This window comes from Streptomyces sp. NPDC059456, from assembly GCF_042750055.1.
Taxonomy (GTDB): domain Bacteria; phylum Actinomycetota; class Actinomycetes; order Streptomycetales; family Streptomycetaceae; genus Streptomyces.
This window is the reverse complement of the sequence record NZ_JBHYVA010000551.1, coordinates 1-5,843: the sequence shown is the minus strand read 5'-3', so window position 1 is coordinate 5,843 and position 5,843 is coordinate 1. Positions and strand designations below refer to the sequence as shown.

Annotated in this window: 7 protein-coding genes and 1 pseudogene; 3 read left to right on the top strand and 5 right to left on the bottom strand. The window is 69.5% G+C overall.

Translation table 11 applies throughout. The features are described from left to right. Nucleotides 1-319: 319 nt before the first annotated feature. Both ACFXA3_RS33080 and ACFXA3_RS33075 read right to left on the bottom strand, forming a co-directional pair. A complete protein-coding gene (locus ACFXA3_RS33080) occupies nt 320-712 on the bottom strand; it encodes a hypothetical protein (RefSeq protein WP_385192926.1) in 393 nt (130 codons plus the stop codon). Further along, nucleotides 705-1,079 (bottom strand): hypothetical protein, encoded by a 375-nt coding sequence (locus tag ACFXA3_RS33075; protein ID WP_385192923.1) that lies wholly within the window; start codon nt 1,077-1,079, stop codon nt 705-707. The genes ACFXA3_RS33080 and ACFXA3_RS33075 overlap by 8 nt, the downstream gene beginning before the upstream one ends. Nucleotides 1,080-1,181: 102 nt before the next feature. Here ACFXA3_RS33075 and ACFXA3_RS33070 point away from each other — a divergent pair. The 3 genes and pseudogenes from ACFXA3_RS33070 to ACFXA3_RS33060 all read left to right on the top strand — a co-directional run. Continuing rightward, a pseudogene (locus ACFXA3_RS33070) lies at nt 1,182-1,448 on the top strand (IS256 family transposase); the annotation flags it as partial. A gap of 42 nt (nt 1,449-1,490) precedes the next feature. Beyond that, entirely contained in the window at nt 1,491-2,474 is a 984-nt protein-coding gene (locus ACFXA3_RS33065) for a GNAT family N-acetyltransferase (protein WP_385192921.1), read from the top strand. A gap of 275 nt (nt 2,475-2,749) precedes the next feature. Beyond that, entirely contained in the window at nt 2,750-3,211 is a 462-nt protein-coding gene (locus tag ACFXA3_RS33060; RefSeq protein ID WP_385192918.1) for a hypothetical protein, read from the top strand. A 49-nt stretch (nt 3,212-3,260) separates the two neighbouring features. Here the strand turns inward: ACFXA3_RS33060 and ACFXA3_RS33055 are convergent, their stop codons facing one another. The 3 genes from ACFXA3_RS33055 to ACFXA3_RS33045 form a co-directional block, all read right to left on the bottom strand. Next, nucleotides 3,261-3,494 (bottom strand): hypothetical protein, encoded by a 234-nt coding sequence (locus ACFXA3_RS33055; protein WP_385192928.1) that lies wholly within the window; start codon nt 3,492-3,494, stop codon nt 3,261-3,263. Nucleotides 3,495-4,684: 1,190 nt separating this feature from the next. Beyond that, nucleotides 4,685-5,446: a hypothetical protein gene (locus tag ACFXA3_RS33050; protein WP_385192916.1), complete on the bottom strand. Its 762-nt coding sequence runs from the start codon at nt 5,444-5,446 to the stop codon at nt 4,685-4,687. 65 nt (nt 5,447-5,511) lie between these two features. After that, nucleotides 5,512-5,763, bottom strand: coding sequence for a hypothetical protein (locus ACFXA3_RS33045; protein ID WP_385192914.1), 252 nt, complete (start codon nt 5,761-5,763; stop codon nt 5,512-5,514). Nucleotides 5,764-5,843 lie beyond the last annotated feature (80 nt).

Below are 5,843 nucleotides of genomic sequence, written 5' to 3'. Positions count from 1 at the left end.
GCACTACACCTCGGCCCCGGCCGGGCCCCCCCGCGCCCGCCGGCCCGGGACCCCCCGCCCCCCCCGCCGGGCCCGGGCCCGAGGGGACACCCGTCCCGGGCACGGCGGTCAAGACGATCGCTTCCCTCACGAACGGGTGGGCGACGCGGAGACCTCGGCGCGAGCGTGCCACTCACCGCCGGGCTGCCCCGCCGCCCACTTGTGCCGCACTTCCGCCACTGCCTCCGAAAACCGGTGGACCATGCCCCACCACGGACGCACTGCCCCTACCGGGCCACCCGCGCCTCCAAGGGGCCGTGCCACTTCAGGTCAGGTCAGGTCAGGTCAGAAAGCGTTCCACTGCCGTGCGGGCGCGGACGTTCGAGGCGGCTGCCTCGGACAGTGCGTCTGCCAGGGCAGCGAGCCATTCGTCCAGGCCCACGGGGCGCCGGGACAAGACGACGCCCCGCACCTCGTGTCGGATCTCCGCCGCCGTGCGGCCGTCGTGCGTGGACAGCGAGAACCTCAGGTCCCCCAGCAGGACGCCCACTTCGGCGACCGTCCCCGGGCGGCCGGCCGGCCGCTGCCCGAGAGAGCGCCGCAGCATGACGCGCACGGCGCCCGGCGGCAGCGCGTCCGAAGGTATCTCCGTCAACACGGCCCCATAGAGGTCCAGATCGGCACTGTCGCGGCGCAGCGCCGTGGCGAGCAGTTCGACTTCGGCGTCAGCCATCGAGGCCCGGTACCGGGGTCGCCTTGACGTTGCGCCCGACGGAGCCCGGCACCTGAGTGAACCGCTGATGGGCCACGTGGTAGACGTACGGCCCCATGACGATGTCCACAGGGGCGTACCCGACACGGACAAGCGTCCAGAAATCCCGGCCGGAGAGGTTGGAGGTGAACGGCCGGCCCATGTTGTCCAACCAGGACCCGGCCGGTCCCGGGTCCGCACCGTCCGCTGTGACTGCCGTGCCGACCGCGATGAACTCGGCCATGTCCGAACCGAATTCCTTGAACTCGACGTCCAGTCGTACCCCGGCTATCCCGTCCACGTCCAGTGCGCTCGCCTCCGCCTCCGCTCGGCACGTCCTCGGCACCACCGTCTTCACCGCCGTCGGGACCCGGCCCGAGCGACGGCGAATTCGGCCACGGTGCGGCCGTCAGAGTCGACCGTCACCCAAGAGCGAACTGCGGGCGCGGCGTTCCACGACTTCCGCGCCGAGCACTGGATCCACCTGCGGACAACCAACCCCATCGAGTCGAGCTTCGCGACCGTCCGTCTGCGGACCAAGGTCACCAAGGGTTCCGGCTCCTGTGCCGCCGCCCTGGCGATGGTGTTCAAGCTCGCCGAGTCCGCCCAGGCCCGCTGGCGAGCTGCGAACGCACCCCGCCTCGTCGCCCTCGTCCAGGCCGGGGCACGCTTCGAACGAGGCCGGCTCGTTGAACTGCCGCAGACGACCGCGGCGTGAATAGGGTGGCGGACCTGTCTCGAAGTTCGAGATCATCCGGTCATGGTGGATGGCACGGCAGGACGGAACCTTCCGGTCGGCTTCGGGTTCCGGCCATATCGCGGCGACGAAGACCACGATGCCATGGCCGCGGTGCGGCTGGGGTGTGCTGAACGGGATCGGGTCGATGCCCATTCGGTTGTGGAAGGGCTCCCGACAGCGGCCGAGATCGCCCAAGCTTCCGCCCAGCTGGAGGAGCCGTCCAAGAACCAGATCCTGGTGGTGTGCGGCGGGAGCGTCGTCGGCTACTCGACAATCCGGTGGTGGCAAGAGCGGGACGATACGTGGCTCTACCTGCACCGGGGCTACCTCTTGCCCGAGCATCGCGGCCGGGGCATCGGCTCAGCCATGCTGAGCTGGGCCGAAGAGCGGATCCGCCAGCTCGTCGAACAGCATGGAACGGCGCGGACGGCAGTGATCGGCGCGAACGCCCTGGCCTCCGAGCAGGAAGCCACGGCGCTGCTGCTCTCAGCCGGCTACCGACGTGTCTTCAGCCTGGTCGAGCTGGAGCTGGGCGATCTGCAGCAGATGCCCGAGCCAGGCGGCGAACTGCCGGCCGGGATACGGACAGGGCCGATCGGGACGAGCCACTACCGTGCAGCCTGGAGGACGATCGTCGATTCGTATGCGGACAGCGGCTTCACTCGGAAATGGCCTTTCCAGGACTTCGTCGACACCGCCGACCCGGCATGCTGGCGGGCTGCCTGGAACGGACAGGACATGGTCGGCGTCGCCCTCTGCTCCATCCGCCGCCACGACCACACCGTAGGCGAGGTCGAAGAGCTGAGCATCCGGACGGACCAGCGACGCCTCGGAATCGGCCGGGCCCTGCTCCTGGACGGGCTGCGGAGCCTTCGCGAGCACGGTGCAACGACCGCCCGGCTCTTCACGGGCACGGCAAACCCGCACCGGTCCTACGACCTTTACGAGAGCGTGGGGTTCCGGCGGCAGAACGAGTACGTCCGTTACCGCAAGCCGCTTGCTTGATCGACCGGCCATCAAACTGCCCGGTCATCCACAGGATCTGACGATGGCTCGGCTGCTCACCACGCGGACTCTCTTCCCCTCCTGCGCCGGTCCCACCAAACGCCTCGACGGGCCCGGCCCGGCCAGTCATGAGCACGGCTCCAACCGACCGAGAGTCCTGCGGCACGGGGAGCTGTAACCAAGCATTGCCAAATCGGGCAAGGTGGTCCTGGGGATTGTGGTGAGATCGCCGCGTGAAGCTAGGCTGCAGATCCGATTGGTCCGAGGAGAGTTTGATGCCCAGCCGTCCGCGCATGGAGGAAGCCCTCGGCGTCCTGCGCTCTGAACTGGATGCCGGGCGATCGCCGGTGACGGAGTTGACCACACGGGATGCCTGGCTGGCCTACCTGCGCTTCGGCCGGCAACGCTTCGACACAGCCCCCACACCCGACTGCGATGGGCTGCTCTTCCAGTACGGAACCTACGCCTTCACCGGCACGCCGATGTTCACTTTGGATCTCACACGGCAGTTCGCTGTCGTCGATGCCGACGGCGAGCACGACCACTACCTGCAGGTCCACTGCGAGCTCCGCTACGAACCCATGTCTGACTTGGAAGGTCTTGGAAGCTTCCATTCCTGGTTCTTCCACGACGCTGATGCTGATTTCGGCCCGTGGGCGGACGCGATGGGTGGTCGTCTCGTGCCGCTGATCGACTGTACGCCCGCTGAAGTCGAGCTCTACGAAGAACAGGTGTAGGCGAAGCCCAGCTCTACTGACCCGGATGACGACGCCTCTCAGTGTTCCGTCAGGAACACAGCACACGCTTCCGTAGCAGCGTGAAGGCGGCACGGCCATACATCTGGCGCTTGATCGTCTTGATGCGGTTGACGTGGCCCTCGACGACGCTTGAGCTCCAGGGGAGGGCCAGCCCAGCCGTAACGCCACCCCCGCAGCCGCCGTCAAAGCCGGCGCCGCCCCCGACCTGCACCCGCGTGGACACCGCGGCCTGTGCCACCTGAACGACGAGCGTCGCGACCACCCGGCCCAGCAGCCGGCACCCACCGAGCCAACGGCCCGAGGCCGGCCTGCCCGGCCCAGCACACATTGAGCACTTGCCCAAGGCGCGCATCGCACTGGCACGTGAATCGCCAACCGGAAACAGCGCCGCGACCGACTCGACAGGCGCAGCGCGTCGTGCCGGCGCCAGCCGGGCCGGGCACCGGCTCCGCGGCCTGCGCCAGCATCGACTCCGCTGGCGGCCTGAGCACCATCCCCAGGGGCTCCCTTCAGTCGCTTTCGCCTTCCAGGGTCGGGCAGACCGGCCCGGGGCGGCCCGGCCAGACGGCCCTCGCATCATCCAGCCGAGGGCGCCACGGGGCCGTCGGAGGTCTCGGGCTCGGCTGCGGCACGGTGGCAGCCATGCGCCGCTGGTCCCTTCCTCTGCTCCTCGCCGCGCTGCTCGCGGCTTGAAAGGCTGCGTCTCCGTCCGCCCCGCTGCTCCCCGGCTCGCCGGCCTCCCGCCCCGGAGACCGGGCGGGCCGGGCCGACGGCCCGCGAGGCGTCCGGCCGGGGCCCACGCGGCCGTCCGTCACAGGAGGCCGAAGGCCCGGCCCGGCCGCGAAAAACCGACCCGCCGAGGGCCGCCGTACACCCGACCACCAAGCCCAGAGCCAAGGCCAGGAAGGCGAAGGCGCGTTCCGAGCCGTATGCCCGCACCGCACCGCCCGGTGCAGCCCGCACCCGGGGCGGGGCCGCGGACATGGCGGCGCTGTGCCGCGCCGCGCACGGCGTGACCAGCACCGCCGTTGGGCCACGCTGCGCCACCAGACATATTGTGACCGGGCGTCGTGATTGGCCAGCCTGGCCAACCGGTTGCCCAGCCGCGAGTCAGTGGAACCAGACGACGAAGCGTACGTTCTCGGCTCCGTGGATTTCGCTGAGGACGGGCATGACCTTCCGGACTCGGCCCCGACCGGTGTTGGCCCCAATCGGTGTCGGCTCGGGGGGGATCCGACCGGGTTTGGCGGAAGATCCGCGATCTCGACACCGGCTCGGTGAGTGGGGCTGCAATGCCAGGTCAGGGTTCTCCGTTCCGGTTCTGCCCGTTGATTTCCTTTCCGATGAGCAGGTTTCCCGCTTCGGCCGGTTCGCCGCTGATCCGATCGGCAACCCGGCCCCCACGCCGCGCCCCGTGCCCCAGGGCCGTCCGAGCGGGCCCGAGCGGCCCGCTCACTGCTTCGTCAGAAGCAGCCCGGGAAGCGCGATGACCGGTGCCGCCCGGCTGCCGTCGACGATGTGCACCTGGGTCGCGGGTCCGCCCGGGATGCACGCGAGCCCGCCCTCACGGTGTAGCCACAGCTGGACCGAAGTCGACATCTGCGGGTAGTCGAAGACCCATCTGCCCTGCTCCGTGCACGTCCCGACCCGCAGGGTGTACTCACCACCCTGCCCGTGCTCCGTCTGCTCGGCCAGGGTCAAAGACGCAGCGTCCTTCGAGGCGGTCCACACTCCCGGATAATCCGTGTACGGCCCGGAGTAGGAGCCGCAGACCGACGCCACCAGCACGACGACGGCGATTGCGACTGCGGCGCGGGGCGGCTGGATCGCCAGCCCCGTCGAGCTGACGGTGCACAGGACAGTGGCCGCGCACGAGGCGGCCATCGCGACGGCGCACCAGACGACCCAGGGCCCCGAGCCCGCCCTGACCACCATGACCAGGAGTGCGAGCGCGAGGATCCACGAGGCGGCTGCCCGCCAGATGGCAGTGACGTTCCGGGCATCGCGCAGCATCAGCACCACGACCACGATCGGCAGGACCGCCAGGGTCATGGCGAGGAGCATTGCGCACACCAGGACGAGAGTCCCGTCGAATTCCGGCACCAGCATGGTGGTGTCCGCCAAAGCGAACGTCCCCACCAGCCCCGCGACCTCCACCACGAGCACCGACCACAGCACGACGGCGAGCCGGCGGCCCGTCGTTTCTTCCCCCACCGAAGCCCCCAAGATTTGAGCACGTTCAATTAGTGGGATGCATGGTACTGGAACCTGCCGTCCTGTCAGGGAACGGGTACCCGGAGCCGGATCCGCCCACCGCACGGAGCAGTGGCACCGCACCGGACAGTGACGACAGCGGTCTGCAGGACCGACAGGGCGACGATCTCGGCGGCGACGCCGGCGAGGAGGCGGCCGAGGCGACAGGCATTCTCCGTCGCGCGCACCTCCGCGACCAGGCGGGTCAGTGCCGTGATGCCCCGCAGCAGCACCCGGTTGCCGATCGGCCACATCACCGCCAGGCCCGATGGAATCACCTAGCGCGTGTCTCTTTGATCGGTTGGTCAGTTGATCGGATGTGTCCGTCCGATTAGTGATCACCGATGCGATGTGGGAC

What these genes read in the sequence shown, in the direction of transcription:
- ACFXA3_RS33060 (WP_385192918.1), top strand. Translation starts at nt 2,750, where the DNA reads ATGCCCAGCCGTCCGCGCATGGAGGAAGCCCTCGGCGTCCTGCGCTCT.
- ACFXA3_RS33080 (WP_385192926.1), bottom strand. Translation starts at nt 712, where the DNA reads ATGGCTGACGCCGAAGTCGAACTGCTCGCCACGGCGCTGCGCCGCGAC.
- ACFXA3_RS33065 (WP_385192921.1), top strand. Translation starts at nt 1,491, where the DNA reads ATGGTGGATGGCACGGCAGGACGGAACCTTCCGGTCGGCTTCGGGTTC.